This is a genomic window from bacterium, assembly GCA_040753085.1.
GTDB lineage: Bacteria > UBA9089 > JASEGY01 > JASEGY01 > JASEGY01 > JASEGY01.
The window spans coordinates 22,518-48,738 of the sequence record JBFMHI010000003.1 but is presented as its reverse complement, the minus strand read 5'-3'; the positions used below and the strand labels follow the sequence as shown (position 1 = coordinate 48,738).

Below are 26,221 nucleotides of genomic sequence, written 5' to 3'. Positions count from 1 at the left end.
CTTCCCTCTGTAACCTTTATTCGTAGCCTCCTTACCAGCCAGCAGAACTAGGGGCGAACGGCCGTTCCCCCCTAGTTATAAACGATTGGCTCAACCCTTTCTTCAATGGATATATTCTTGATATATTTTTTTAATTTAAGAAGACCACCAACCAACTTTTCACTTGACTTACTCATTTTTATATACTATAATCCAAAACCATAGGGCTCAAAGCACTAAAAAAACATCTGGAGGGCACTTCTATGACACTTCTTCCGAATTACCCTGAAATCAAAATTTCTATCATTTATCATTTAAAGGCTTCTGCGTCTAGAGCCGCCAAGGCCCGGATCGGGGTCCGGCCCGTGTCAATAGCGTGCCTTCAGACAATACGCCTGGTCGGTGTCGGATTCCTGCCGCTTTGTTGCTTTCCTGCCGCTCGCCACTACGGCGGGGGCTTCACCACCGATTCGGGCGAGCTCAAGCGCGGCGTCTTCGTCTTCAGCACTGGCGAAAGCGCAGACAAGTTTACGGGATGGCGCTATGGTGTAGAATATGGGTGTGCGCTTAGAGCGCTTCCAGGGGCTCCTCTCCATGCAGAAGGAGATGCACATGAGAAAGGATATCACCATGGGGCAGAGCTATACAGCGATTCTGGAGCAACTCAAGACCTGTTTTCCCACGCCGGTATCTAACCCGATTATGGACGGTTACTTCGTCCACACCATCTCGCACTTTCTCGACGAGGTAGATAGCCTGAAATCTGCCGCACCCCTGCTGGGAGCAGGGCAGGGAAGGCGCTATGAGATAAGCCTCGGCGAGGCTTTCCCGGGGGAGATGTGCTCTGTGGAAGAGGCGACGAATATGCTGGTGGACTACTGCCGGGGCATGACCATCTGGGCGCACCCGAACGCCTCGGTCAATGTCGTCCCGCCCACCACGATCCCCAGTATCACTGCGGTAATGGCTGGCGCCATCTATAATCCGAACATTATCTGGGATGAGTATTCTGCCCGCTTTGCGGAGGCCGAGCTGCAGGTCGTGGGCATGTTTTCTGATCTGGTCGGCTATGCCCCGCAGCGAGCCGGAGGCGTCTTCACCTTTGGCGGCACCGGCACGCTTCTTTACGGCTGCAAGCTCGGGGTGGAAAAGGCGCTCGGTGGCCGAGCGATGACGGATGGGATCCGTGAGGATCTGAAGATCGTGGCTTCCGAGGCGGCGCACTACTCGCGGTTGAACGTAGCGGGCTGGCTGGGGCTGGGAACGAAGAACCTGGTGACTGTTCCCACTACACACGACAACGAGATATCGCTCGCTGATCTGGAAGAACACTTGCGGCAGTTATTCGAGCGGGGGGAAAAGGTGGCGGCCATCATCGCGACCCTGGGCACTACGGATGCGTTCGGCATTGATGACCTGGGGGCGATCGTGCGCCTTCGTGACCGGCTCGCCGGGGAATACCGGCTGGAATACAGGCCGCACATCCATGCCGACGCGGTCATCGGCTGGGCGTGGGCCGTGTTCCGCGATTACGATTTCAACAGCAACCCCCTGGGTTTCCATGCCCGGACGCTGCGCTCCCTGCGGGATTCCCTGCAGCGCATCGGAGATCTCTCGCTTGCGGACAGCCTGGGGATCGATTTCCACAAGACCGGCTATGCGCCCTATATCTCCAGCGTCTTTCTGGTCAAAGATCGGGAGGATTTGACCCTGCTCAGCCGCGACCCGGCGCAGATGCCCTACCTCTATCAGTTCGGTCGCTATCATCCCGGCATCTACACCCTGGAATCGTCGCGCCCGGGCGCGAGCGCGCTGGCAGCCCTGGCCAACATCGCGCTGTTGGGCAAGCAGGGCTACCGGGTGCTTATCGGCCACGTGGTGGAGATGGCGGAGATGCTGCGCGAGCGGCTCGAGCGAAATCCCTCTATCAATGTGCTGAATGACTATAACTATGGGCCGGTCACCCTCTTCCGCGTCTATCCGAATGGGGTAGATGCAGACGAAGCGCTGCGACGCGAGCTGTCCGACCCCGGTTACCGCACGCAGGTGGAGGAACACAACGCTTACAACCGCAGCATTTTCGACCTTATCCATGATCGGGCGATGCGTGGCGAAGGCGTGCTTCTTTCCCGGACGGATGCATACCGGCATTCCAGCTACGCGGGGGGGCCTCCCATCGCCGCCCTCAAGTCGTTCATCATGAGCCCCTGGACAGATCCGGATGCCGTCGAGCTTTCGGTTCGCCAGGTACTGGAGGCGCGGACCCAACTGGCAGCAGGCGCCGTCCTCGAGGGCGTGCCCGCCGGTCTACAATGAGACGCAGTTCCCCTGGAACTCGCCCGACTGGGGAAGCCTGAAGCGCCAGGTGAGCGCGTTAGAGGAGTTGACGTGTGCTGGCGAAAGTGATATAATCGTAACCGTTCACCTCTGTATTTTCTCCTTCGCCCCTGCGGGGCTTAATTAATTTCCCATTTAATGTTCCGTAGGTTCAAACCTACGGCTAACATATACTACAGCCCTTCGGGCTTTAATAATGATTCCTGAACTTCAGAGCCTGTCAGGAGCAGGTTCTGTCAGAACTTGCCCTGATGAAAATCAGGGAACAGGTTTTATTAATATATCCTATTTATACGCCGAAGGCGTAAAGGAATTTAGCCGTAGATTTCAATCTACGGAATAATGGTATCCCATAAGGTCAAGCCCTGACAGGGCGTAGGAAAGATTTCAACCCATTGTTTGTAATTTCTAATCATACAGGTCGAAATCATTCTCCGTGTCTCCGTGTCTCTGTGGTGAACGATTACAAATTTATGAATCCGTCTGAGACGTTCGGCTATAAGGCGGCGGCACCCTTTAAAATCGACGAGAGCCCGTGAGTCAATTGGAGGGCTTTTTGGGCGATCTCTTCGGTGCCTGCGCCAAGACCGCAAGAGGGGGTAATGAGGGTTTGGGTCAGCAGATCGGCTTTGGGTATGCCCAGTTCAACCAGGGAGTCTATGGCCTTATTCAGCCGGATGGAAAGAGTTTCGATTTCTTCCTTGAGAACCATATCCTGGGCCGGGATGATACCCAAGGCCAGCGCGCCTCCTCTGGACAGATAGCTCAAAAGAGCCTCAGAATAAAGGGTCATGCTTTCCATATAGCTGTAAGCATCAAAACTGATAATATCCGCGGCGGTGTGCATCAGCATCGACCAGTCAGTATTGGCACAGCAATGAATGCCCACCACTGCCCCACTTTCCCGGACAGGTTCAATTACCTTATTTAGCATATTAATAATCCCTGCCTGACTGAAATTCATGCCCACCGAGCCATAGGCAGCCAGATAGGGTTCGTCAAGAAAGATAATAACCTGATCCCCGAAGGGTCTTAGTTTTTCTAACTGCCAGCGGGATTTTAGCGCCAGACCATAGGATATGGCTTCAAATATTTGATCATTATAGATTATGGCCTTTCCTGCCTCATCCGTTACCGTCATACCGAAGGTAATCGGTCCGGTGGTATGGCCCTTCACAAAGGATAGTTTCGGGTTCAGGGCACCCGCTTGCGGGTCGTGGGGTTTCAAGTTATTGGATTCCAGGGCTTCTAAAAAGGCGTGAAAGCCGGCGGCATAGTCAGGGCTTAGGCCAAAGTAATCCAAATCATCCGCTAAGTAGTGTTCATAGAATTTCTCCATTTCAGAGGCTACATTGATGGTGGTATCAAAGTATATCTTATTCTTGGCCACATCATACCGGCAGCAGGGCATGGCCTCACTATACTGGATATACATGCCCTCCCTCGGGTCTCTTTTAGGCAACTGGGGCCAGACTGGCATATCGGGTAGATACTTCCCAATAAGCCGACAGGCCTTAACCGGGTCCTGATAGGGAAAACTTCCAATGGCGGTCGCTAAGCCGCCGGGTTTGAAGTCTTTCATTGGCCGATCTCCTTCTCAATCGCTGCGGCGATTGATTTAGCCATAGTTTCAGTTTCTTCCACAGTTGGTCCTTCCACCATCACCCTGACCTTGGGTTCAGTTCCAGAGTAACGAACCAGCACCCGGCCATCTTCACCTAATTTATTCTCAGCGGTAGTAATAGCATCCATAACTTCCGGCAGATCAGTAAGATTAGGTTTACTCTTTACCCCAATATTAAGCAAGGTCTGAGGGAATCGCTTCATTTTTTTGGCCAATTCAGAGAGTGGGGCATCTTCTTCCCTGAGGACATTTAAAAGCTGCAAGGCCGTGATAATCCCATCCCCGGTGGTATTATGATCTAAAAAGATAAGATGACCGGATTGTTCCCCGCCTAAATTAGCGCCTTCCTTTTGCATCCCCTCAACCACATATCGGTCACCGACCTTTGTCCTGACTATTTTTATCCCGGCCGGGCTAAGTGCCCGCTCAAGACCAATATTGCTCATTACCGTAACTACCACCACGTGGTTGGATAGTATCCCCTTTTCTTTCAGATTTAAGGCACAGATGACCATAATCTTATCCCCATCAACCACCTGACCTTTCTCATCCACGGCAATGAGGCGGTCTCCATCCCCATCAAAAGAGAGTCCCAAATTAGCCTGGTGGTCGCGCACCGCCTGAGACATAATCTCCGGATGGAGGGAGCCACAATTAAGATTAATATTCTTGCCATCGGGATTAGCATTCATAACGATCAGCTTTGCCCCCAAATCTTCGAGGAGACGAGGAACAATCCCGGAGGTGGCCCCATTGGCACAGTCAATAACTATCCTCAGCCCTTTCAGATGAAGAGATGAGGATATGCTGCGGTTCAAAAATTCAATATACCTTTCCCCGGCATCGTTTATTTCCCTCACCTGCCCAAGATCGGTTCCTACCGGGGAGATAAAGCGGGATTCCTCGCTCAGGACCTCCTCTTCCATCATAAGCTCCATTTCATCCGGGAGTTTATACCCATCCTGACCAAAGAATTTGATCCCATTATCCTCTACTGGATTATGCGAGGCAGATATAACAATGCCGGCCTTGGCCGAAAGGGCCCTGGTCAGATAGCTGATCCCTGGCGTAGGCAAGACACCTACTTTAAGGCAGTCCACTCCGGCCGAGGTAATCCCGGCCTGAAGAGCCCCTTCTAACATCTGACCGGATATTCTCGTATCACGGCCAACCACCACTTGCTCTTCACCCTTAGTCTTAAAGAGATGTCCACAAGCCGCCCCCAGCTTTAACGCCATATGCGGATTCATGGGATAACGATTAGCGATCCCTCTAATTCCATCCGTTCCAAATAATCTTTCCATCGAAATCTTTTTCCGTAACTACCCAGGTATCCAGTAACCCGAGTAGTTACCTGGCTCCTTTCATTGGGCTCTTTTCTTCGATCTCGCTTTTGACCCTGGGCAGCCACCCGAACCTATGTAAATTTTTCCTGGCCGACCTGAAAGGCCCCCAAGATAGATAAGCCGAGAAAATAAGGATAAGCATCAAAGGAGGATGTAAAACAACCAGGCTTATGCCCAGTATTATCGTTACCAGATAGACAAAGGGTTTTCTTCCCCACAAATGGGTTTCTTTGAGGCTGGGATACCTTAGGCGGCTAACCATAAGATAGGCTAACAAGATCATCCCCAGAGAGGAGAACTTAAAGGGGATCGTAAGATTATACTCATTGCAGAATAGAACTCCGGCCCCGATAAATCCTGCGGCGGCCGGGATAGGAAACCCGACAAAGTCTTTGGCTGTTTTTTCCTCCGTAGGGACGATCAAATTAAACCTGGCTAATCGTAAGGCTCCGCAAACACTGTAGAGGAAGGTGACCATTATACCCAACCTGCTCAAGGGGGGAAAGGCCAAACAGTAGAGCAAGATGGCCGGAGCCAGTCCAAAGGAGACAAGATCCGAGAGAGAATCAAATTGAAGCCCGAAATTACTGGCCGCCTTTAATCGTCTGGCCATCTGACCATCAAGGATGTCAAAACAAATAGCCAATAAGATCATCCAGGCCGCTTCAGGGTATTTGCCTTCCACTGATAAAAGAATGGAATTTATCCCACAGAATAGATTCCCCGCGGTAAGTAAGCTGGGTAGAATATGGACTCGTTTCATTTTAACACCCCCAATATTGTTTCGCCGCCTTTGACCTTGCTGCCTTCTTTGACCCATATCTCGGTTTCAGGCGGGAGGTAGATTTCAGTCCGCGAACCAAACCTTATTAGCCCTATCCTCTGACCGGCCGTGATCTTATCTTTAAGCTGGAGTGGACAGACGATTCGCCGGGCAATCACACCGGCTATTTGTTTGACCAAAACCTTTAAATCCCCTTGGACAATCCCAATAGAGTTGGCTTCATTAACCTCAGAGGCGGCTGCTTTCATGGCCGCCACAAATCTGCCTTTTTTATAATGGAGGAAGGTTACTTCACCACTCACCGGGGCACGGTTGATGTGAACATCAAAAAGAGAGAGGAAGATGGAAATTCTAAGGGCCTGATCCCGGATAAAATCTCCCTCATAAACCTCGGCTATCTCTACTACCTTCCCATCAGCCGGAGATAAGAACCCCCCTTCTATCTTTGGCAATTCTCTCTCTGGATCTCTGAAGAAATAGGCGGTAAAGAGCAATACCCCCGCCGGCATCAGGCTCAACCACGAGAAATACAGATAACTCACCGCCGTGATAATCCCCAGGAATATAAGGAACTTCCACCCATCTTTAGCCAGAGGTATTTTCATTCGTTTCTTCCCCTATATTCAATCTTCCCCTCCGACTTGCCTGCATAGTAATAGTCACCTGTTCAGGTGAAAGCTTTATTACCTTTATCCTTGAGGGGGTCATAACAATCTCCGGGGTTAATTCATATACCTGACGGCCTGGTTTGGCCTTGGAGAGGTCAAGAGATATGGAAAAGTCGGCGGCCTGAGCCTTCAAGACCTCTTCCTTTTGCCCCCTGATAGTAACAAATACTACCTTCGAGTCCATAGACTGAAGCACCAAACCAGTGGGGGGATTGTACCACTTGACCGGGATGGATATAACCTTCTTTATGGTTTGCTGAGAAGAGATGTAAAACCAAAGAAGGGTGGCCAGAATAACCGCCATAAGTTTTAATCCCAGATTTTTTAAGAGAAGGTTTTTCATCTTAGTTTACAGAGCCCAGAAGTCAGATAACCGAGATCTGCCCTCGGGCCTCTGTCTTCTGCCTTTAGTATAGAATCAGCATTTCCTTTAACTGCTCTTCACTCAGGTCGGTAGATATTTTCCCGCCTACGGCTAAAGACACCTTTCCCCTTTCTTCGGAAACGACAATCACCAGGGCATCGGTTTCCTCGGTTAATCCAATGGCGGCCCGATGCCTGGTCCCCAGGGTAATAGACAGGTCAGGATTCTGAGTTAACGGGAGCAGACAACTGGCCGCCACAATTTGGTCCCCAGCGATAATAACCGCTCCATCGTGTAAGGGGGTATTAGGCATAAAAATAGTCGTCAGAAGCTCCGGCTTAAATTGGGCATTAAGGGTCACGCCTGTTTCGATATAATTTTTTAGATCAGCTTTTCTGGCTAAGACAATAAGGGCGCCGATCTTCTGTCTGGCCAAGGCAAAAATAACTTTAATCAGCTTCTGAGTCGGCTCTTCCCCTGTCTTAAAAAAAGCGCCAAAAAGGCGATTCTCGCCCATATTAGCCAGGGCGCGTCTAAGCTCCGGCTGAAAGAGAATAACAATAGCCACCAGACCAAGGGTGCCAAAATTGGTCAATAGCCACGTTATCGTGTGAAGATTGGCCTCCTTAGCCACAACAAAGATAACGATAAAGATAGTCAAGCCTTTGATAACCTGGACGGCCCTTGTTCCTCGAATAAGTAGAAAGAGTTGATAAAAAATATAGCTGACAATCAGGATGTCGAACACATCTACCAGCCTGAATGGGATGGGCAATCTATCCAGTGTATTTTGAATGACTCTCAGATAATCGGACAAGAACTCCTCCCCCTCCTAATTACCTGTTCAATATGGCATCGGCCATTTTGGCTACCCGTTTCATTTGTTTGACATCATGCACCCTGACTATATCCGCTCCATGCAGTATGGCTGCCGTCACCGTAGCCGCCGTGCCTTCCAACCTTTCTTCCACCGGGAGGTTCAGGACGTGGCCAATTAATGACTTTCGAGAGGGCCCCACCAGAATAGGCTGCCCCAGGCTCTTGAACTCACCCAGCCGTCTAAGGATCTCCAGGTTGTGTTCCACTGTCTTACCAAAACCAATTCCAGGATCAATCACGATTCTTTGGGGTTCTACGCCAGCCTCGACCGCCCGGCTAACCGCCTGCCGTAGAAAATCGGATACCTCACCCAGGAGGTCACGGTAAGAAGGATTAATCTGCATATCTCTGGGAGAACCGGCCATATGCATAATCACTACGCCACAATTAGACCCGGCGACCACCTCCACCATAGCCGGGTCTCTCAGCCCGGTAATATCATTAATCATTGATGCCCCTGCTTCAATAGCTGCCCTGGCTACTTCCGGTTTATAAGTATCAACCGAGACAGGCAGATCAATCTCTCTAACCAAGCGCCTCAAGACGGGCATAATTCGGTCAAGTTCTTCCGAAGGGGTAATAGGCAAGGACCCTGGCCGGGAAGATTCCCCCCCGATATCAATAATGTCTGCGCCCTCTTCTACTAACCGGTGGGCCCGGGATATGGCCCGGTCATAATCAAAGAACTCCCCCCCATCTGAAAAGGAGTCAGGGGTGATATTAAGAATACCCATAATCAAAGTCCGTTCACCCACCGGAAGTCGATATCGGCCGCAAATTATATGCCGCATTCGGTTCAGCCTCTAATCAAGGCCATGGCTTCGGCCCTGGTAACTGCCTTTCTGAATTCCCCTCTGACAGCAGAAGTTATGGTTAAAGACCCCGGTTTCTTGACCCCCCGCATAGTCATACAGAGATGCTCCGCCTCAATAACCACCAGGACCCCATGCGGATTAAGATTCGCCATCAGAATATCAGCAATAGCCGTAGTTAATCTCTCCTGAAGTTGCAGCCTCCGGCTCAACACCTCTACCACCCGTCCCAGCTTAGACAGACCGGTTATCCTCCCCTGCTTTGGTAAATAAGCCACATGGACCTTCCCAAAAAAGGGTATAAGATGATGTTCACATACGGAATAGAAAGGGATATCCTTTACCAGGAGCATCTCATCGTATTCATCAGGCAGGAAGATTTGAATCTCTTTACTGGCATCCTTAGCTATACCGCAGAATATCTCCTCATACATATCGGCTACTCGCTCGGGGGTATACTCAAGCCCCGGCCTCTTCGGATCTTCTCCAATAGCCTCCAGGATCATTTCTACGGCTTTAATGATTTTTTGTTTATCCATTGAACCCTTGAATCCTCGAACCTGGCTGAAACCGCTCAGGCATTTTCGCCGAGCTGGACTAGACCACCGGGCGGCAAAACTTCTCAACCCGTACGGTTAGGTTGTAGACTACTGACGCTGAAAGCGTCGAATTTTAAATAGCCGTAGATGCAATCTACGGAAACAAATCGCAACGCTCGACCCTGCAAGGGTCGAATGTTATCCATCGCATAGAATTCAACCCTTTCAGGGTTGAGATATTCGTAGCTGTTTCGCCTTCCGCAGGTTTCACCTGTGGTTATGTAAAATTCAAACCTTTCAGGTTTGAAGGGAATTGCTTGTAACCTCTAACCGTACAGGTCGAAACTTCTTTATTAGTGTAACATATTTCCCCCCATAAAGCAACAACTTTTTGCCCTGACTTTATCTGCCTTTCGTAACTACTTAGTAGTTACTGCCTTCCCTTTGCAAATTGCCATAAGTGGATATGGCAAATAGCGGCGGCCAGGGCATCGGCCGCATCATCTGGTTGGGGAGGCTGAGGCAAATTAAGCAAGATACGAACCATCTCTTGAACCTGGTCTTTACTTGCCCGACCAAAGCCGGTCACCGCCTGCTTTATCTGCAAGGGAGTATATTCATAAAGGGGTCGTCCGGCCCTGGTGGCGGCTAATATGATCGCCCCCTGGGCCTGTCCAACAGATAAGGCTGTTTTCACATTTCGACAGAAAAAGAGAGCCTCCATAGCTATTGAGTCCGGATTATATCGGCCAATGATTTCAACAAGATGCTCGTATATCCGGTTTAACCTGAGACCAAAAGGAGTCTTGGCTTCAGTTCGGATACAGCCGTAGTCAATCGTAGAAAGCCGATCATCTTTATTTTCCACAATACCAAAGCCGGTAGTGGCCGTTCCTGGGTCGATCCCTAAAATAATCATAGCCTGGATACTCGATGCTCGATGCTCGATGCTCGATACTCGATGCTCGATGCTCGATGCTCGATGCTCGATACTCGATACTCGATACTCGATACTCGATGCTGGATACTCGATGCTGGATGCTCGATGCTCGATGCTCGATGCTGGATACTGGATGCTCGATGCTCGATGCTCGATGCTGGATGCTGGATGCTCGATGTTGGATGCTCGATGCTCGATGTTCGATGCTGGATGCTGGATGCTCGATGTTGGATGCTCGATACTGGACACTAGATCCTTTATCAGTATCGAGCATCGAGTATCGAGCATCGAGTAATACTATAACCAAAAAACAAGAGATTGTCAACTTTTTCTCAAGTTTATGTAGTGTAACCTAACATGTTGAACAGTCAGTGAGTCAGCCGAAACGCTGATTTTGCGGCCAAATGCGGGCAAATTCGGCCTTTTCGCTGGCCATAATCAAAGTCTCAAGTGTTCAAGATGTTAGGAAACGGTACATTTTTCTCAAGTTTAAGAACAAATTTGCCGATATTAAATGACAAAGGGAGGTGGAAATTATGAACCTATTAAAATGGGGAAGTATGATGGGCATACTTACTCTCCTGCTAACCGGCTGTGGAGGATGTGGGGGAGGAGGAAACAGCCCCACAGAACCGGATCAAACCCCACCGGCTATCTCTAATTCTTCAATCACACCCTCGGCTGAAAGAGCCCTTGTCTACTGGGAAACTGATAAACCGGCCACCAGCCAGGTGAACTACGGCCCCTCTATGGCCGCCATCAGAGAACAGAAAAAGACCGATGAAACCTACGTCGAGGAACATGTGGTCCATTTAAGCGCTCTTAACCCCGATAAAACATATTACCTGATGATTAGTTCTACCGATCAATCCGGTAATGCTAACGAGCCTCAGATTCTTTCTTTCACTACTTCCCATTCAGCCCTGGTTATGTCTCCTCTGCTGGTAGATGTTAAGCGGAAAGAGACCTTTACCATAGAGATAAGAGCCGAAAATGTAACTAATCTGTTCGGGACGGCTTTTGACCTCAAATTTGATAGCGACTACCTGGAGGTAGATGAGGTAGATGAAGAAGGGATTGTCTTTGGCGATTTTCTGGAAAATCCGCTTACCTTTAATATGCTGACCGGCAATATACTCTCTATTGCCACGACCCAGACGAACAGTGGAGCAGGGATGAAAGGAGTAAGTGGAAGCGGCCTCTTGGTTACTGTCCCTTTTAAGGCCAAAAAGGCAGGCAACACCCAACTAAACCTTACTATTTCGCAGATGTTAGATTCCAATGGAGAAAGTCATCCTGACCTTAATCAGATACGTATCGTCGGAGGAAAGGTAAATATCCGCTAACGAGGCAGAAGCGACCCCGCTGCCTGGTTCTATACTCGTGGCGTGCTCAAAAAGCAAGATATCCCGCTGGAAACTGGTGAGTTTTCCAGCGGGATTTTTTTAGCTCGATGCTCGATGCTGGACACTGGATCCTTTATCAGTATCGAGCATTGAGCATCGAGGATCGAGCATCGAGCATTGTTTGGTGGCGGCTTTGCCGCGCGATGTCTCCGGATATTTGAAAGATGTTGACAATATATCGGTTTTATGTAATAATTGGCCTAGGTCATCGTTTCGGCCGTTTACGAATAGCCTTCTGGCAATACTTATCTTTACCCCCATCTTTTAACTTGATTTTGAGTAGATACTTCGAAAACATAAAAAAACAGCCCAAGGCAATAATGTATCCGTCATAGAGGCTGAGATTGTAAGATTGGAGCAGAGATATGGGGATTGACAAAAGAGGAATTAAAGGAGATAAAGTTATCATTGGGGGATTAGAGAAATGATTACAAAAGTGACTATAAAGAACTTCAAATTATTTGAAAAACAAGAATTTGAATTAGAAGATGTAATTCTTTTGGCAGGTCCTAACAATTCTGGGAAAACAACCCTTTTGCAAGCCATTGCTACATGGTATTTTGGACTTCAACGATGGATGGAAGAAAGAAGCAGGAAGCCACGTGCTAAAAAACGAACAGGAATACCAATGACAAGAAAAGAGTTTACCATATTCCCTCTCCGAGAGATGAATTTATTATGGTCTGGCCGTCAGACCGGGGCTAAAGGGGAAGGTATAAAACCAGGAACACCAAATTTAATAGAGATTGGCATTAATGGCAAGATAAGAGATAAAGAGTGGGAATGGTCTATGGAATTCCAGTATGCCAACCCTGAAATGGTATATGCCAGACCATCAAAGGAGAAAACATACGATATTCAAGATGAGATTAAATCATTACGAATCGTTCATATTCCTCCTTTTTCAGGGATTACAGCTGAGGAGCCTAAGCATGACATAGGTTATCAAGACCTTCTTATAGGACAGGGGAGACCAGGTGAGATTATTCGTAATCTTTTATGGGAGGTTTCGCAAGATAAAGATAATTGGGATAAACTTAAAGAAGGGATAAACGAAATTTTTAAAATAGAATTGCAGATGCCACAATACTCTATTGGACAACCATTTATTGTTTGTGAATATCGCGAAGAGGATAAACGACGGCCACTCGATATCTCAAACATTGGAAGCGGAACTCTGCAAGTCCTGATGTTATTCGCATTCTTTTATGCTAGGCCATCAACAATTTTACTCTTTGATGAACCAGATGCCCATCTTCATATAATTCTTCAAAGAGAAGTATATGATTTCTTGAAAAAAGTCTCTCAAGAAAGAGGTTGTCAACTTCTAATTGCGACTCATTCAGAGGTATTTCTTGATGCTACAGACCCAACGAGAATTATTTCTATGGTGGGGAGAAAAGTAAAGAGACTTGTTAAAAAAGTTGAACGAGACCAAGTCCGTGAAGCCTTGAAACGGCTTCGCACTATAGATCTCACGCGTGGAAATGAGACTGGTGGAGTTCTTTATCTTGAAGGTGAATCAGACGAACGAATATTGCGCGAATGGGCAAAAATATTACAACACCCAGTAAAAAAATTTCTTGAAGGGGTTTTTGTACATCACCTTGGGGGTCGGTCCCTTAAAGAGGCGAAAACCCATTTCTTTGCCTTAAGGGCTGTTTTTCCTGAAGTAAAGGGGATGTGTATCCTTGATGGAGATAGTAGAGATGAGCCAGACGAAGAAATGATCAGAGAAGGATTAAAAGTAGTCCGCTGGCGTCGTTATGAGATTGAAAATTATTTATTGATTCCTGATGCCATCAAACGCTATGTGAACTCCCCTCTTATTGACAGCAAAATAGAAGAGGCATTTTGGAAGCAGGTTCCAAAGAATACGGATCTTTTTAGTGACCATGTTTCTCTCACAAGAATTAAAGCTAGTGATGAGTTTCTTGGTCCACTCTTAAACAACATTGACTTTCCCACACCACATAGAGATTTCTATCTTATTGCGGCCAAGATGAAACAAGATGAGATTCACCCCGAGATTCAAGAAAAGCTCGATGCACTTAAAGAACTTGTCTCAGTAGAATAAATAGGCAATAGGGCATTCTTCCCTATTGCCTATTGGCTATTGGCTATTGGCTTCTGTAATCTTAGTGTTTTTGTGTCTTTGGGGCTGAATAGTTACCGTTTACAAAAGATAACTTTAGTAATTTATTCAACTTGAGTAGGCTACGAGGCATTACCAGATGCCTACGAAAGATGGCCAAAAGGATGACCATAGTGCCTTCGGGCCTTAGTGGCTAAGATCTTAGGGGTGGAGGTAAAATATAATGAAGCTCAAACTTGGTTTACCCAAAGGCAGCCTTCAAGAGGCAACAATAAAGATGTTTGCCAGGGCTGGGTTCAATATCTCGGTTAGCTCGCGGTCTTATTTTCCTACTATTGATGATGAAGAGATAGAAGTTATGCTGGTCAGGGCCCAAGAGATGGCTAGATATGTGGAAGAGGGCCTACTGGATGTGGGGTTGACCGGTCAGGATTGGATTGCGGAAAACAGGGCCGAGGTGGTTGAGGTAGCTGAACTTGTTTATGGCAAACAGAGGCTGAATCCGGTCAGATGGGTTTTGGCCGTGCCTGAAGGCTCTGAAATCAAGACCCCTTCCGATCTTCAGGGAAAACGTATCGCCACTGAGTTGGTTAATGTAACCAAAGACTATCTGACTAAGCATGGAGTAGAAGCCGAGGTTGAATTTTCCTGGGGAGCCACCGAGGTAAAGGCCCCGGCCTTAGCCGATGCCATTGTGGAGCTGACTGAAACCGGCAGCACTATCAAGGCCCATAATTTACGAATTGTAGATACCATAATGGAATCAACCACTAAACTGATCGCTAACAAGGAATCATGGGAGAATAGGCCTAAGCGGGAGAAGACAGAAAATCTGGCCCTCCTCTTGAAAGGCGCTCTGGCGGCTTCCTCTAAGGTAGGGCTTAAGATGAATGTTCCGGCTAACTCTGTTGACGCGGTTATTTCTATTCTACCGGCCTTAAAAAAGCCAACTCTTTCACCTTTGAGTGATCAGAACTGGGTAGCGGTGGAAACCATCATCGAGGAAGAGGTGGTGCGAAGACTTATTCCGGAACTTAAGCGCGCCGGGGCAGAAGGGATCGTGGAATATCCGCTGAACAAGATTATTTATTGAGAACTGAGCGTGGAGAGGATACCAAATAACCAATGAGTGACCCCCATCCCCCATCAGAAATCCCGGGTGCCCACGAAGTGGGTGCGAAATTCGAAATATCCATGGCCCGCGCGGCCGGGATTGTCAGTGGCGGTGTTTTCCTCTCCAGGGTGCTGGGACTTGTTCGGGTGATGGTTTCCGCCCACTTTTTTGGGGCAGGCCGGGCCTATGACTGCTTTGTGATTGCCTTTATGATTCCCAACCTCCTTCGCCAATTGTTGGCTGAAGGCGCCCTTTCGGCTGCTTTTATCCCCATCTTTGCTAAATATCTAACCCATAAAAAGCCGAAAGAAACCTGGGAACTGGCCAGTTTAGTCATCAATTTCCTCCTCATTGTTTCCGGCGGAATAAGCCTGCTGGGGATTGTCCTGGCCCCTCTCGTCCTTCCTCTGGTCCTTTCCGGCTTTGAACCCGATGCCCTCATCCTGACTGGGCAACTGACTCAATTGATGTTCCCCTTCATCATAGGCATTAGTCTGGCTGCCCTGGGGATGGGCATACTGAACTCTTATCATCATTTTACTATCCCGGCCTTTGGCCCGGCCATTTCAAATATAGTGGTCATCCTCACCCTTTGGGGACTTGCTCCCCTCTTAGGCCAAAATGCTATCTTTGCCGTAGGGATCGGTTTCTTAGCCGGGGCCTTCATTCAAGTTCTCATCCAGTTACCTGTTTTGCTCAAACACGGGTTTTCTTATCACCCCATCTTCACCCTCAAACATCCTGATTTAAGAAAGATCATTGCCCTTATGGGACCGGCCACCATTGGTCTGGCTCTTACCCAGATCAATCTCATTATTAGCCGCTATTTGGCCTCTTTCTTGCCGGCCGGAAGCATCTCGGCCCTTGATTATGCCAACATTGTCGTTCAACTTCCGGTTTCTCTCACGGGGGTGGCCATTGGCACCGCCACCTTCCCCACTATTTCCAGGCAAGTAGCCAGCGATGACTTAGATAAGGTAAAAGATACCTTCTCCTGGGGGGTCAGGATGATTATCTTTACCTCTATCCCGGCTACCGTGGGATTAATTATCCTTAGTCGCCCCATAACAAGCCTCCTCTATGAACGGGGTAACTTTGATTCATCCGATACTACCGCCACGGCCCTGGCCCTCTCCCTGTTTTCGCTGGGCATCCTGGGCTACGGCTTGCTCAGGTCCATTACGCCTGTCTTCTACGCCCTGGGTGATGCCAAAACACCGGTCAAAGTTGGGGCCGTAGCTACCACCGTCAATGTAGTCCTGAGTATCATCCTTATGCGACCTCTGGCTCACGGCGGACTGGCCCTGGCCCTGGTCCTGTCTACTTCTTTAAATGTTCTTTTACTCTTAGGCATCCTCAGACAACGGATCGACTGCCTTAAGGAGAAAGAAATCTTGATTACTTTGGGAAAAACTATCCTGGCCTCAGGGATAATGGGAGTTATCTGCTACCTTGCGGCGGCTTCCTTAGAAGGCAGACTCCTCATCAAGGTCGGCGGAGCTATGGCGGTTAGTATCGGAACCTTTGGCTTGTTAAGCCGCCTTCTTTCTATGAAGGAAGCCGAACTAATCCTCCGAATAATCAGAAAACAGTTGGGAATGGCCTAATTTTTACCTTGCAAAATCTCTTTGGAAGGTTTATAATGTAAAAAAAAGAGGTTGCGCTGGTTATCAGAAAGGAGGAGAATTATGGCCACTGTTCCGTTCAGGATTAGAGAAAAGTTTGGAGAAGAGCTTACGGAAGACCTTTTCCACACTATGCAAGAAATAGCTATAGAAGAAGTAGAAAAGAGGGGAGTGACAAAAAAGGAACTCGGGTTTCAATGGGAAATCCTTGACACTCGGCTTACCAAACTAAACGATAGAGTAGACCAGTTAACCGACCAGATAAACAGGCGAATAGATCAGACAAATGATCGAATAACGAGAATGAATGACGAAATAAAAAATCAAATAACTGAAATGAATGACCAGATAACTGGTCAAGTAAACAAAATGAATGATCAGATAACTGGTCAAGTAAACAAAATGAATGATCAGCTAAATGGTCGAATAGATCAGATAACTGGTCAAGTAAACAAAATGAATGATCAGCTAAATGGTCGAATAGATCAGATAACTGGTCAAGCAAACAAAATAAATGATCAGCTAAATGGTCGAATAGATCAGATAACTGGTCAAGCAAACAAAATAAATGAGCAGATGAATGATCGAATAAACCAGATAAATGGTCGAATAGACGGTCTGCATCACCAAATAGTGGAAGTAGCTAAAATGGTAGCCGGTCTTGAGGGTAAGATGGCCAACCAGGCTAAATGGATAGTTGGGGGGATGTCCTTTTGGGCGGTAATTCTTACTATTATTATGAGTATCTTTAAGTTTATAGGATAATGGTTTAGCCTTTAGGCTGATACGTTAGTGCTCTGTGACAATTGATTTGATGTGTTCGTTTCTTGTAGAGGTAATCCCCCTCACCCTACCCTCTCCCCTCAGGGGAGAGGATTAAGGTGAGGGGTAAAAAGACTTTACCCACAATTTCAATCGTCACAGACCATTAGTTACGGTTATGAATCGAAAAAAGAAAGGATACGAATACTTAGCCCATACCGCCGATGCCAAATTTCGGGCCTACGGTCAAACCCTGGAGGAGGCCTTTGGTAATGCCGCTTTGGCCCTTTTCAATCTCTTTACTGACCCTGAAAAGGTTAAATCCCGGATAGAGCATAATGTTTCCATTAAAGCCAGGAGAAAGGAGTCTTTGCTGTTTGACTTCCTGTCCGAACTTCTCTTTTTGATAGATGCCGAGGATTTCCTCTTAGCCGGGGTGGGCAAGATAAGCATTCGTGAGGAAAGTGGTGGCTTCCGATTAGAAGCCGGTTTGTTAGGGGATAACCTTAGAGGCTATGATATTCACGGCCATGTCAAGGCGGTGACTTACAATGAGATGATTATCAGCGAAGATGAAAATGGATGGGCACTCCAGGTGGTGCTTGACATTTAGCAGTAATGGATAATTGTGGTTCTTCTCCAATGATAGACTTGTCTTCCCTGCAGCAGGATTTCATGCTGTTGCCTCTCACAGAGCGCCGACACCTCATGGCAGAACAGGCGAAACAGATGGTAGTTCACTACGAAAAAACAGCTTTGGAACGTCGGGTATGGCAGGCAGGAGATTTTGTTGAATAAAATATGAAGGGAGAGGGAATATGACTACTGTGAAAGAGGTAATGACAAAAATCATTCAAGAACAGCCTGAAGATGTTTCCTATGAAGAAATAATGCGTGAACTCGCATTTGAGCGAATGGTTGAGCGAGGATTAGAAGATTCACGCAAAGGCAGGATAATCAGTAATGAGGAAATGGAGCAACGCCTTCGGTCATGGCAAAAATAAAGTGGACTCCAGAGGCTGAAAACTGGCTAAGAGAAATTTATAACTATATTGCTCAAGACAATGTGAATGCTGCACAGAGAGTGGTAAAAGGAATTTATGGAAAGGCACAGGTTCTTAAAGATTTTCCAGAAATTGGATACAAGTACAGATCAGAACCTGAAGGTGATATAAGAATATTGCTATACGGTCATTACCGTATTACATATCTTATCAGAAATAAGAAAATGATTGATAATTTAGGAGTGTTTCATGGTGCAATGGATATAGATAGATATTTAAAAGTTCTGGCATAAAAGAGGATTGCAGTGAGAAGTTTTTTGCCTAACCATTAGCTGCACCTGACTGCGGGGGCTGAGCGTGTTGGAAATAGTTTTGTGGAATATCCTGGTTTATCTTGCTAATAGAGTTTAATGGTAATTCTCCCCGCAGCAGGTGAGCGTGATCGTTAAAGTGCATGATAGAAAGTGCCAAGGAAAATGCTTGGTGCTCTACTTACGTTGAACGGCAGGTAGAGTGAGCCATTCCGAAAGGGGCCAGACGTGATCGGTAAGGCCAGCAGCCATCGTTGAGGTCCGAGCCTGATACTTTCCGTCTGTAACTTTTATTCGTAGCGTCCGTACCGGCTTTTGTGGGGACAATTAATTGCTCCCTGTTTCAGTTATCGGCAAGCCGTGTGAGGGAGAACCTCACGCACGGTTTGATAGGGGGTGCTGGAAACAGGATAACTGTTGTAGCGTTAGTAGTTGCGTGCAACGAAAGCCCAAGAACAGATCTATTACTGCGCCAGTGCTCTACTCTACAGGTAGATAGGTTGAAGGCTGAAGACTGAAGTCCAATCATTTGCTCTCCGTATTTATTCCTAAAAGCCTTCAGCCTTCAGTCTATCCACCTGAGTAATTGCCAGAGAGGAGGAGAAAAATGAAGCCAAAGAAGATCGATCAATATACCTTTATGGTAGAACCAACCGGCCAGATGAAGGTGCCGCTAAAGCTATTTGCCTCAGAGAAGATGCTTCCCCAGCTAATGGAAGACAACGCCTTGCAGCAGGGGGCCAGTGTGGCTGTGCTGCCAGGCATCCAGAAACAGTCCATTATGATGCCTGATGCCCATCAGGGATACGGCTTCCCTATTGGTGGTGTGGCTGCCTTTGATGCGAAGGAAGGCTGTATTTCACCAGGGGGAATCGGATACGATATTAATTGCGGGGTAAGGCTTTTGTCCACTCCTCTAAGTAAAGACAAGGTTGAGTCTAAAATCAGGGAGTTGCTTGAGGCCATTTTTAGAAATGTTCCCGTGGGGGTAGGTTCGAAATCAGGTCTAAGGATAAGGGAGGCCGAACTGGACGAGCTTTTAAATACCGGAACAAAATGGGCCTTAAAACGCGGTTATGCTACTGAGGAAGACCTGGCTCATTGTGAAGAGGGCGGTTCAATGCAGAGCGCCAGGGCGGACAGGGTTTCCAATAAAGCCAAACAGCGGGGGAAGAACCAGATAGGCACCCTGGGGGCAGGGAATCATTTCATTGAGGTGCAATATGTGGATAAGATATATGATCCCGGCATTGCCCGGGTCTTTGGTATTGAGCACCAAAACCAGATAATGGTGATGATTCATTCTGGTTCCAGGGGATTAGGTCATCAGGTCTGCACTGATTATTTGAGACGAATGGAAGACGAGTTTTCGCATCTCCTTTCGACTCTGCCTGATCGGGAACTGATCTATGCCCCGCTGGGGACAAAACTGGCGGAAGACTATTTCGCCGCTATGAGTGCCGCGGCCAACTTTGGTTGGGTGAACCGCCAGCTTATTGCCTTCAATGTTCGTAAGGCCTTTCAGGAGGTCTTTGGAGGGGGGCTTAAACTAAGGATGGTTTACGATGTGGCCCACAACATCGCCAAACTGGAAGAACACGAAGTTGATGGTGTGCGCAAGTCTGTCTATGTCCATCGCAAGGGGGCTACCAGGGCCTTTGGCCCGGGACATCCGGAGGTGCCCGAAGCTTATAAGAAAGTCGGCCAGCCTATCCTCCTGCCGGGTAGTATGGGCACTGCCTCTTATCTCTTAGTTGGAACCGATAAGGCCGCGGCTGAGACCTTCGCCAGCACCCCGCATGGGGCCGGCCGGCTCCTTTCCAGACACGCGGCCCTGAAAAAATTCAGGGGAAGTCAGGTCAAAGAAGATTTAGAAAAAGAGAAGATTTATGTTAAAGGCGGCTCTCTGAAGGGAATTGCCGAGGAAGCACCGGGGGTGTATAAGGATATCGAAGATGTAGCTGAAGTAACTGATGGGGCCGGCATTGGCCGTCTGGTGTCCAGGCTCAAACCCATGGGCGTGATCAAAGGATGAAGACTCAATCACCGGAGCCTGTCTACAGGTTTTTATCCGGAACTGTATAAAAATAGTTCGAGCGGACGCTTCGCACCGTCGAACAAGCGGCTGGAACGGATGCTCGCTTCGGCGAGCAAGCTCGCCTCCACTCGCACCGCTCAGTCACCGCCGCATTCCCCCCGTCGCTGAGCTTTGTCGTTAGGTGCGACACGATGTCGCATAGCTGAGTGTATTCAAGTAGTTATAGGAGTGCTCGGCATGTTTCTGTAACTGGAAGGAAGCTCAACGGGAAGTCAGAAGGCTGCAAATGCGTATCGCAAAGGCTGTGATAGGAATAATCACAGTCGGGCTGTCCCACAAGGGCCGCCTTTGAGATGCTTGAGCTGTATGTGGGGAAACTTCCATGTACAGTTCTTAGGGGGGAATGGGGCTGAAAGGCCCCTGACCTACCCGATCCAGCGCGAGTAATCGAGGAGTATCGGATAAATAGAGGTTAACTTCTGAACCTGTCAAAAACAGGTTTTATCCGAGAGCGTTCATAATTTATATTATACGAGAGAGGGTAGATATATGAAAGTTGAAGCAATTAAACAAGAGGATGGGTTATATATCCCCATGATCGATATCGTGAAAACGATGCCGCAACAGAAAATTTGGGTGGATATCGAAGTGATCGAACCCCCTGAAGAGACTGACGGCTATGCGTTGCTTGATCAAATAATTGGCTTATGTCACACCGATCGGGAGGATGCCTCAGTAAATCATGATAAGATTTTATATACAAGGGATGCAGCATGATTTTTGTCGATACAGGAGCGTGGATCGCGCTGACCGATAGTCACGATCACTATCATAAAGAGGTAAATCGACTCTATAACCGGTTGAAGCAACAACGTGCCCATTTACTCACGACAGATTATGTTCTTAACGAAACTGTGACTCGACTGAGGTATGATAGCAGTCATCATATCGCCATTCGATTTCTGGATATTATCATCTTGACGAGTAAAACAGGCATTTTACGCGTGGGGTATATTGATCACGACCTTTTTCAAGAGTCGATCGCTGTATTTCGTCAATATGAAAGAACACTCTTATCATTGACTGATTGTGCCAGTTTTGTTGTGTGTCAACGCTATAACATTCATGACGCATTTGGGTTTGATCGTCATTTTCCAATGATGGGAATGAGTTTAATATCGTAAGGATGTTGGTAACTACTCAAAACTAAGTTGAGTAGTTACCCTTGAAGAGGCTGTGTCGTAATGCGAAGACTGTAAGCCGAAGGCGAAACAGGACGGATTGCTCCCTTCCTCACTCCGTTCGGGCTCGCAATTGACAAGTTCTCAACTTGATTTTGAGTAGATACGAAGGAGGTATGATGCAAGCATATCGAACACATCTTGTAATTGAGAATCCTCAGCGAGTTATACTCTCTAATCTCCCATTCCGCTCTGGTCAATATGTCGAAGTATTGTTGCTTGCTCACGAGGCAAGTCGGTCTGCTGCTGTGCAAGACTTGAAAGCCTTATTGAAAGAAACCCCAAGCCTTGCCACATATTCAAACTTTGAGTGACAATGACATAACGGCTGAAATTGCGGCCTATTGGGGTGATCAATGAGTACGCTCAGCCTAAGATTGCCTGATTCATTGCATGAAATTGCTTGTGAGTTAGTCAAGAAAGATCATGTGTCAATAAACCAATTTATATCTACGGCACTTGCAGAGAAGGTATCAGCATTAATTACTGGCGAGTATTTCGAAAAAAGAGCCAAAAGAAGTAGGAAAAAATTTGAAAAGGCTATGGCTAAAGTAGCAGATATAGAGCCGGAAGAATACGACAAACTTTAAAAAATCGGGGACGGTTCAAAATCATCCATTTTCTTGTGAAACTTTAGGCGCGGTTAACCTTCCGCAGAAGTAGGGTGGACATTACCCACCAATCTGTTCGCCATCTACGCCTTTTTGGTGGGCGGTGCCCACCCTACCTCTCAGCCGCAAGCTTTCACAGTAAAGTGAACCATCCCAAAAATCGTAACTATTCAGCCACTGATTAGGTAGATAGGCTGAAGGCTGAAGTTCAATAGCCTTCAGCCTATCTACCTGAGTAGTCACCCCTACAGAATCACAGAGACTTAGAGAACATAAAAGAATGATGTGCAGACAACGCTTTTTATTCACGGGACTTATATTGATGTGGTACGGGGTGGGTGCGTCCTTTCCCACCGCCGCCCAGGATACGCCGCCCCAACTTGGGAAGGTCCGTCTTCCACCAGTCTTCGAACAGGCGGCCATCGAAACCCTATCAAAAAAGAAATTTCAGCCCACCCCCCTAACCGTGGCCCGAGTGGTGGAAGATTCACCCCAATTTAGAATCGAAAGCGTTCGATATCGAAGTGAGGACATCACCACCTCTGGACTATTGGCGATACCCAAAAATGGGGCTGGGCCTTATCCGGCGGTAGTGATATGCCACGGCTATTACCCGCCGGCGAGTTACTTTCAGGGATTGGGAACGAGGGATACGCTGGAGGCGTTGGCCACCGAAGGGTTTGTGGTTTTCATTCCCGATTATCGGGGGTATCCCCCTTCGGAAGGTCAGCATACCTACCCCTATCCAGGAGAAGTCATCGACATTGTCCAGGCATTTGTATCCCTTTCGAGGTATCCCAAAGTTGACGCCAAGAGGATGGGCCTTATTGGATACAGCATGGGCGGCGGATTGGCCCTTCAGTCGGCGGAAATTTTGGGCCGCCGCGTCAAAGCCTTCGTGAATTATTACGGACAACTGGGCGGTTTTTCCCTTCGCGAAGATGAACTGGTTCTGTTTCTGAATCAGGGGTTGAATTTATCCACCGTCGAGGCCATCTTTAAGGCCCGCTCGCCATTTTACCATCTGGACCTCCTAACGGCGCCCGTTTTGATCTTCCACGGCGAGAACGACCGAACAGTTTCCATCACCCAAAGCCTTATGCTCAGAAATGAATTGCTGCATCTGGGGAAGCCGGTAAAACTGGTGACCTTTCCGGAATATGGACATGCCTTCGGGGATTCCTTCCAGAATAAATCCTTTCCCCAACTCGTGACGTTTTTGAAAACCCACCTCCGTCCGTAATTACTCAGACTGAAGGCTGAAGGCTATTGAACGTCAGTCTTCAGCCTATCCAAAGTCGCGAAACTTATCCTCGGTCAAAAAAGGCGAATAATCCAGAATAGCTTGGCGTATCAGTTATATATTACCTCAATCCGCTAATTATCACCCTAAAGTTTATTTATCGTTCTGTCGATAAAGCGAGTAAGACAAGGATGTCTCCTTTGAGAGAGAAAAGGTATCCTGAAGGGAGGGGGATCAGGGGTTATAACAGTCGCTTGATCAAAGGGCTACTTTAAAAAGCTGCCGACAAAAAAATAATCGGGCTTACCAAAAGAGAAGGAGCAACCTTGTCACCTTATCGCTGGTAAGCTTTTTTTTTAGCCGCCACGTAACGGCTCAGGTTATCGGTAACAGGTTATCGGGAGGGAAAAAGCGCTAATCGGTTATTACTGAGTACCTAATCACCGGTTACCAAAATTGGGGGTGCAATTTATGTCCAGACGACTTTTGATGGTTTTTATCCTTACTATTCTTTTCCCCTCCGGCTGCGGGGAAAGTTCTAATTCCGGCACCTCGGCTGATGTAAATGCACCTGTTATCTCTAACCTCAATATCTCCCCTCTGGCTAACGGGGCCGCGGTCAGTTGGGCGACCAACGAGCTGGCTACCAGTCAGGTCAGGTATGGGGAATCTCCTAATGTGGGCCGATTGAGTGCCCCCCATAAAAATTATGCCTTAGAGCACAGGGTTGAATTGACCGATCTTAAAGCGGGAGCTACCTACTATATCATAGCCAAGTCAGAAGACCCTGAGGGAAATGAGGCCAATTCCGAATCAAAACCTTTCACCTATGGCTCAACTGAGCCTCAGCCTCTGGCTATTACCGACCTCTCGGTTACACCCGCCTCGAATTCAGCCCGGATTACCTGGTTAACTAACCGCCCGGCTACTACTCAGGTCTTTTACGGCAAAACCCCCGGGCTTGGTCTCTCAACCACGCTGCAAACTCAGCTAACTATCTCTCATACGGTTAATTTGCCCGGTCTTGAATCAAAGACCCTCTACTATTTCAAGGTTGAATCCCGGGATGCCCAGGCAGAATCGGCCTTCAAGGAAGGGAACTTCACCACCGGGGAGCCGGATGAGGCCACTCCTTTAATCATCACTAATCTATCGGCCAGTTCAACCGTAGATTCAGCCCGGATCACCTGGTTAACCAACCGTCCGGCCACCACCCAGGTCTTTTATGGTAAAACTCCACAACTCGGTCTTTCAACTACGAAGGAAACTCAGTTGACTACTTCGCATACCGTTAATTTGACTGGACTTGAGTCGGATACCCTTTATTATTTTGAGGTCGAATCCGAGGATGCCAAGGCAGAGAAGGCCTTCCAGGAAGGAAGCTTCAGGACCAAGGAGCCGGGGACTACCACCCTTCTAATCATCACTAATCTATCGGCCCATCCCACGGTAGATTCAGCCCAGATCACTTGGGCCACCAACCGTCCGGCCACCACCCAGGTTTTCTATGGTAAAACTCCACAACTCGGTCTCTCCATTCCGAAGGAAACTCAGTTAACTACTTCACATGTCGTTAATTTGACCGGCCTTGAGCCGGATACTACTTATTACTTTAAGGTCGAATCACAGGAGGCCGAAGGAATTTTTGTCCGGCAGGAGGGAAGCTTTGCCACCATCGCCCCCTCCCAGGACATTCCTCTCCTAAAAATAGTTCCGGCCTCAAAGGAAGCTAAAGTAGGCGACCAGTTTGCCCTGGAAGTCCGCATAGAAAAAGTAACTAATCTCTTCCAGACCTCCTTTAGGGCGGCCTTCGATCCGAAGGTAATAACCGCTAAAGGCGCCGAACCAGGGGAATTTCTGGGCGAAGATGTAGTTTTTTTGGGCATGCCTGATAACGAAAAAGGCACCATTGAGTTGGCCATTACTCGAAAAGGGGAGATGAGCGGCGTCTCCGGTTCGGGGGTATTAGCTATTATTAATTTTAAGGCAGAGAATAAAGGAACAACGGCCATAGGCATTAGCCGAGATGATCTGCTTCTGAAAGTTAAAAATGAAACGGGTAATTTGGTTGGCATTGATACGGTTATCGTTCAGGGAGCTGAAATCGTGGTTAAATAGCCTCAGGCGTTGTCTCAAATTAGCGTAAGCGTTCGGTATCGATTTGTCAGCAAGGCCTTGCTGGGCGTAAGGCAGGAGCTTTGCTACGATTCTGATTACTTAGACTTAAAAAAAGAGGCCTATAGGGAGGGAAAAGGCCCTCCCTATAATAGGCCTTTTTTGTTTGTTCGTAAGCAGCGCAGCCGTCCCGGCGGTAAATATGACGTAAGTGTTCAGCCACAAAGACACCAAGACACAAAGGTGGCTGAACGGTTACAAATATGACCACCGGCGAGACGCCTGGGCTACATTTTAACCAAGTCATTCACTGAAGCACAATCACAGCTAAAACACAGCCTAATCGCAGCAAAGACAAAGGTCAAAGGTAAGATAAAAGACCTA

Annotated in this window: 27 protein-coding genes; 16 read left to right on the top strand and 11 right to left on the bottom strand. The window is 47.8% G+C overall.

Annotation, left to right across the window (positions count from 1 at the left end):
* Window positions 1-591: 591 nt before the first annotated feature.
* Window positions 592-2,295, top strand: coding sequence for a pyridoxal-dependent decarboxylase (locus tag AB1797_00895; GenBank protein MEW5766172.1), 1,704 nt, complete (start codon window positions 592-594; stop codon window positions 2,293-2,295).
* A 517-nt stretch (window positions 2,296-2,812) separates the two neighbouring features.
* Here AB1797_00895 and AB1797_00890 read toward each other — a convergent pair.
* The 9 genes from AB1797_00890 to ruvC all read right to left on the bottom strand — a co-directional run bounded on the left by AB1797_00890 (window position 2,813) and on the right by ruvC (window position 10,251).
* Window positions 2,813-3,898, bottom strand: a complete 1,086-nt coding sequence (locus AB1797_00890; protein ID MEW5766171.1) for a hypothetical protein — start codon at window positions 3,896-3,898, stop codon at window positions 2,813-2,815.
* Window positions 3,895-5,244: a phosphoglucosamine mutase gene (gene glmM / locus AB1797_00885; GenBank protein ID MEW5766170.1), complete on the bottom strand. Its 1,350-nt coding sequence runs from the start codon at window positions 5,242-5,244 to the stop codon at window positions 3,895-3,897. Before glmM ends, AB1797_00890 begins: the two co-directional genes overlap by 4 nt.
* A gap of 46 nt (window positions 5,245-5,290) precedes the next feature.
* Window positions 5,291-6,049, bottom strand: a complete 759-nt coding sequence (gene pssA / locus AB1797_00880) for a CDP-diacylglycerol--serine O-phosphatidyltransferase (GenBank protein ID MEW5766169.1) — start codon at window positions 6,047-6,049, stop codon at window positions 5,291-5,293.
* On the bottom strand, window positions 6,046-6,675 hold the full coding sequence (locus AB1797_00875; GenBank protein ID MEW5766168.1) for a phosphatidylserine decarboxylase family protein: 630 nt from the start codon (window positions 6,673-6,675) through the stop codon (window positions 6,046-6,048). Before AB1797_00875 ends, pssA begins: the two co-directional genes overlap by 4 nt.
* Window positions 6,656-7,081, bottom strand: coding sequence for a CdaR family protein (locus AB1797_00870; GenBank protein MEW5766167.1), 426 nt, complete (start codon window positions 7,079-7,081; stop codon window positions 6,656-6,658). The genes AB1797_00875 and AB1797_00870 overlap by 20 nt, the downstream gene beginning before the upstream one ends.
* A 64-nt stretch (window positions 7,082-7,145) precedes the next feature.
* On the bottom strand, window positions 7,146-7,919 hold the full coding sequence (gene cdaA, locus AB1797_00865) for a diadenylate cyclase CdaA (GenBank protein ID MEW5766166.1): 774 nt from the start codon (window positions 7,917-7,919) through the stop codon (window positions 7,146-7,148).
* 19 nt (window positions 7,920-7,938) lie between these two features.
* Complete coding sequence (gene folP, locus AB1797_00860) at window positions 7,939-8,772, bottom strand: dihydropteroate synthase (GenBank protein ID MEW5766165.1); 834 nt, start codon at window positions 8,770-8,772, stop codon at window positions 7,939-7,941.
* Window positions 8,773-8,777: 5 nt separating this feature from the next.
* A complete protein-coding gene (gene folE, locus AB1797_00855; protein MEW5766164.1) occupies window positions 8,778-9,332 on the bottom strand; it encodes a GTP cyclohydrolase I FolE in 555 nt (184 codons plus the stop codon).
* Window positions 9,333-9,762: 430 nt separating this feature from the next.
* Window positions 9,763-10,251, bottom strand: a complete 489-nt coding sequence (ruvC, locus tag AB1797_00850) for a crossover junction endodeoxyribonuclease RuvC (GenBank protein MEW5766163.1) — start codon at window positions 10,249-10,251, stop codon at window positions 9,763-9,765.
* A gap of 14 nt (window positions 10,252-10,265) precedes the next feature.
* Between ruvC and AB1797_00845 the strand changes: the two genes are divergently transcribed.
* Both AB1797_00845 and AB1797_00840 read left to right on the top strand, forming a co-directional pair.
* A complete protein-coding gene (locus AB1797_00845; protein MEW5766162.1) occupies window positions 10,266-10,628 on the top strand; it encodes a hypothetical protein in 363 nt (120 codons plus the stop codon).
* A gap of 180 nt (window positions 10,629-10,808) precedes the next feature.
* Entirely contained in the window at window positions 10,809-11,618 is an 810-nt protein-coding gene (locus AB1797_00840; protein ID MEW5766161.1) for a cohesin domain-containing protein, read from the top strand.
* Window positions 11,619-11,717: 99 nt separating this feature from the next.
* On the opposite strand, the gene AB1797_00835 is transcribed toward AB1797_00840, so the two are convergent.
* A complete protein-coding gene (locus tag AB1797_00835; protein MEW5766160.1) occupies window positions 11,718-11,939 on the bottom strand; it encodes a hypothetical protein in 222 nt (73 codons plus the stop codon).
* 163 nt (window positions 11,940-12,102) lie between these two features.
* Here AB1797_00835 and AB1797_00830 point away from each other — a divergent pair, with 163 nt between their 5' ends.
* From AB1797_00830 to AB1797_00780, 11 genes are all read left to right on the top strand, one after another.
* Window positions 12,103-13,755 carry an AAA family ATPase gene (locus tag AB1797_00830; protein MEW5766159.1) on the top strand — a complete coding sequence of 551 codons (1,653 nt, stop codon included), beginning with the start codon at window positions 12,103-12,105 and terminating at the stop codon, window positions 13,753-13,755.
* A gap of 241 nt (window positions 13,756-13,996) precedes the next feature.
* On the top strand, window positions 13,997-14,866 hold the full coding sequence (gene hisG / locus AB1797_00825) for an ATP phosphoribosyltransferase (protein MEW5766158.1): 870 nt from the start codon (window positions 13,997-13,999) through the stop codon (window positions 14,864-14,866).
* 32 nt (window positions 14,867-14,898) lie between these two features.
* Window positions 14,899-16,494: a murein biosynthesis integral membrane protein MurJ gene (gene murJ, locus AB1797_00820; GenBank protein ID MEW5766157.1), complete on the top strand. Its 1,596-nt coding sequence runs from the start codon at window positions 14,899-14,901 to the stop codon at window positions 16,492-16,494.
* Between the two features lie 81 nt (window positions 16,495-16,575).
* Window positions 16,576-17,277, top strand: a complete 702-nt coding sequence (locus AB1797_00815; GenBank protein ID MEW5766156.1) for a hypothetical protein — start codon at window positions 16,576-16,578, stop codon at window positions 17,275-17,277.
* A gap of 175 nt (window positions 17,278-17,452) precedes the next feature.
* The gene (locus AB1797_00810) at window positions 17,453-17,887 is read left to right on the top strand and encodes an archease (GenBank protein MEW5766155.1); all 435 of its coding nucleotides are present in this window, start codon (window positions 17,453-17,455) and stop codon (window positions 17,885-17,887) included.
* Between the two features lie 205 nt (window positions 17,888-18,092).
* A complete protein-coding gene (locus AB1797_00805) occupies window positions 18,093-18,278 on the top strand; it encodes a hypothetical protein (protein MEW5766154.1) in 186 nt (61 codons plus the stop codon).
* Window positions 18,266-18,571, top strand: a complete 306-nt coding sequence (locus tag AB1797_00800) for a type II toxin-antitoxin system RelE/ParE family toxin (protein ID MEW5766153.1) — start codon at window positions 18,266-18,268, stop codon at window positions 18,569-18,571. Before AB1797_00805 ends, AB1797_00800 begins: the two co-directional genes overlap by 13 nt.
* 625 nt (window positions 18,572-19,196) lie before the next feature.
* Window positions 19,197-20,624, top strand: coding sequence for an RtcB family protein (locus tag AB1797_00795; GenBank protein MEW5766152.1), 1,428 nt, complete (start codon window positions 19,197-19,199; stop codon window positions 20,622-20,624).
* 552 nt (window positions 20,625-21,176) lie between these two features.
* On the top strand, window positions 21,177-21,404 hold the full coding sequence (locus AB1797_00790; protein ID MEW5766151.1) for a hypothetical protein: 228 nt from the start codon (window positions 21,177-21,179) through the stop codon (window positions 21,402-21,404).
* Complete coding sequence (locus tag AB1797_00785; GenBank protein ID MEW5766150.1) at window positions 21,401-21,811, top strand: PIN domain-containing protein; 411 nt, start codon at window positions 21,401-21,403, stop codon at window positions 21,809-21,811. The genes AB1797_00790 and AB1797_00785 overlap by 4 nt, the downstream gene beginning before the upstream one ends.
* 413 nt (window positions 21,812-22,224) lie before the next feature.
* Window positions 22,225-22,458, top strand: coding sequence for a toxin-antitoxin system HicB family antitoxin (locus AB1797_00780; GenBank protein MEW5766149.1), 234 nt, complete (start codon window positions 22,225-22,227; stop codon window positions 22,456-22,458).
* Between the two features lie 81 nt (window positions 22,459-22,539).
* Here the strand turns inward: AB1797_00780 and AB1797_00775 are convergent, their stop codons facing one another.
* Window positions 22,540-22,788 carry a hypothetical protein gene (locus AB1797_00775; GenBank protein ID MEW5766148.1) on the bottom strand — a complete coding sequence of 83 codons (249 nt, stop codon included), beginning with the start codon at window positions 22,786-22,788 and terminating at the stop codon, window positions 22,540-22,542.
* Between the two features lie 13 nt (window positions 22,789-22,801).
* On the opposite strand from AB1797_00775, the gene AB1797_00770 reads away from it, so the two are divergent.
* Entirely contained in the window at window positions 22,802-23,722 is a 921-nt protein-coding gene (locus tag AB1797_00770) for an alpha/beta fold hydrolase (GenBank protein MEW5766147.1), read from the top strand.
* Window positions 23,723-24,193: 471 nt separating this feature from the next.
* Window positions 24,194-25,840, top strand: coding sequence for a fibronectin type III domain-containing protein (locus tag AB1797_00765; GenBank protein ID MEW5766146.1), 1,647 nt, complete (start codon window positions 24,194-24,196; stop codon window positions 25,838-25,840).
* The last annotated feature ends 381 nt before the right edge of the window (window positions 25,841-26,221 follow it).

What these genes read in the sequence shown, in the direction of transcription:
- murJ (MEW5766157.1), top strand. Translation starts at nt 14,899, where the DNA reads ATGAGTGACCCCCATCCCCCATCAGAAATCCCGGGTGCCCACGAAGTG.
- AB1797_00795 (MEW5766152.1), top strand. Translation starts at nt 19,197, where the DNA reads ATGAAGCCAAAGAAGATCGATCAATATACCTTTATGGTAGAACCAACC.
- glmM (MEW5766170.1), bottom strand. Translation starts at nt 5,244, where the DNA reads ATGGAAAGATTATTTGGAACGGATGGAATTAGAGGGATCGCTAATCGT.
- AB1797_00845 (MEW5766162.1), top strand. Translation starts at nt 10,266, where the DNA reads ATGCTCGATGCTCGATGCTCGATACTCGATGCTCGATGCTCGATGCTC.
- AB1797_00805 (MEW5766154.1), top strand. Translation starts at nt 18,093, where the DNA reads ATGACTACTGTGAAAGAGGTAATGACAAAAATCATTCAAGAACAGCCT.
- AB1797_00790 (MEW5766151.1), top strand. Translation starts at nt 21,177, where the DNA reads ATGAAAGTTGAAGCAATTAAACAAGAGGATGGGTTATATATCCCCATG.
- pssA (MEW5766169.1), bottom strand. Translation starts at nt 6,049, where the DNA reads ATGAAACGAGTCCATATTCTACCCAGCTTACTTACCGCGGGGAATCTA.
- AB1797_00770 (MEW5766147.1), top strand. Translation starts at nt 22,802, where the DNA reads ATGTGGTACGGGGTGGGTGCGTCCTTTCCCACCGCCGCCCAGGATACG.
- AB1797_00780 (MEW5766149.1), top strand. Translation starts at nt 22,225, where the DNA reads ATGAGTACGCTCAGCCTAAGATTGCCTGATTCATTGCATGAAATTGCT.
- AB1797_00875 (MEW5766168.1), bottom strand. Translation starts at nt 6,675, where the DNA reads ATGAAAATACCTCTGGCTAAAGATGGGTGGAAGTTCCTTATATTCCTG.
- AB1797_00870 (MEW5766167.1), bottom strand. Translation starts at nt 7,081, where the DNA reads ATGAAAAACCTTCTCTTAAAAAATCTGGGATTAAAACTTATGGCGGTT.
- ruvC (MEW5766163.1), bottom strand. Translation starts at nt 10,251, where the DNA reads ATGATTATTTTAGGGATCGACCCAGGAACGGCCACTACCGGCTTTGGT.
- folP (MEW5766165.1), bottom strand. Translation starts at nt 8,772, where the DNA reads ATGCGGCATATAATTTGCGGCCGATATCGACTTCCGGTGGGTGAACGG.
- AB1797_00810 (MEW5766155.1), top strand. Translation starts at nt 17,453, where the DNA reads ATGAATCGAAAAAAGAAAGGATACGAATACTTAGCCCATACCGCCGAT.
- hisG (MEW5766158.1), top strand. Translation starts at nt 13,997, where the DNA reads ATGAAGCTCAAACTTGGTTTACCCAAAGGCAGCCTTCAAGAGGCAACA.
- AB1797_00895 (MEW5766172.1), top strand. Translation starts at nt 592, where the DNA reads ATGAGAAAGGATATCACCATGGGGCAGAGCTATACAGCGATTCTGGAG.
- AB1797_00835 (MEW5766160.1), bottom strand. Translation starts at nt 11,939, where the DNA reads ATGGGGGTAAAGATAAGTATTGCCAGAAGGCTATTCGTAAACGGCCGA.
- AB1797_00830 (MEW5766159.1), top strand. Translation starts at nt 12,103, where the DNA reads ATGATTACAAAAGTGACTATAAAGAACTTCAAATTATTTGAAAAACAA.
- AB1797_00785 (MEW5766150.1), top strand. Translation starts at nt 21,401, where the DNA reads ATGATTTTTGTCGATACAGGAGCGTGGATCGCGCTGACCGATAGTCAC.
- AB1797_00890 (MEW5766171.1), bottom strand. Translation starts at nt 3,898, where the DNA reads ATGAAAGACTTCAAACCCGGCGGCTTAGCGACCGCCATTGGAAGTTTT.
- AB1797_00840 (MEW5766161.1), top strand. Translation starts at nt 10,809, where the DNA reads ATGAACCTATTAAAATGGGGAAGTATGATGGGCATACTTACTCTCCTG.
- AB1797_00815 (MEW5766156.1), top strand. Translation starts at nt 16,576, where the DNA reads ATGGCCACTGTTCCGTTCAGGATTAGAGAAAAGTTTGGAGAAGAGCTT.
- AB1797_00765 (MEW5766146.1), top strand. Translation starts at nt 24,194, where the DNA reads ATGTCCAGACGACTTTTGATGGTTTTTATCCTTACTATTCTTTTCCCC.
- folE (MEW5766164.1), bottom strand. Translation starts at nt 9,332, where the DNA reads ATGGATAAACAAAAAATCATTAAAGCCGTAGAAATGATCCTGGAGGCT.
- AB1797_00800 (MEW5766153.1), top strand. Translation starts at nt 18,266, where the DNA reads ATGGCAAAAATAAAGTGGACTCCAGAGGCTGAAAACTGGCTAAGAGAA.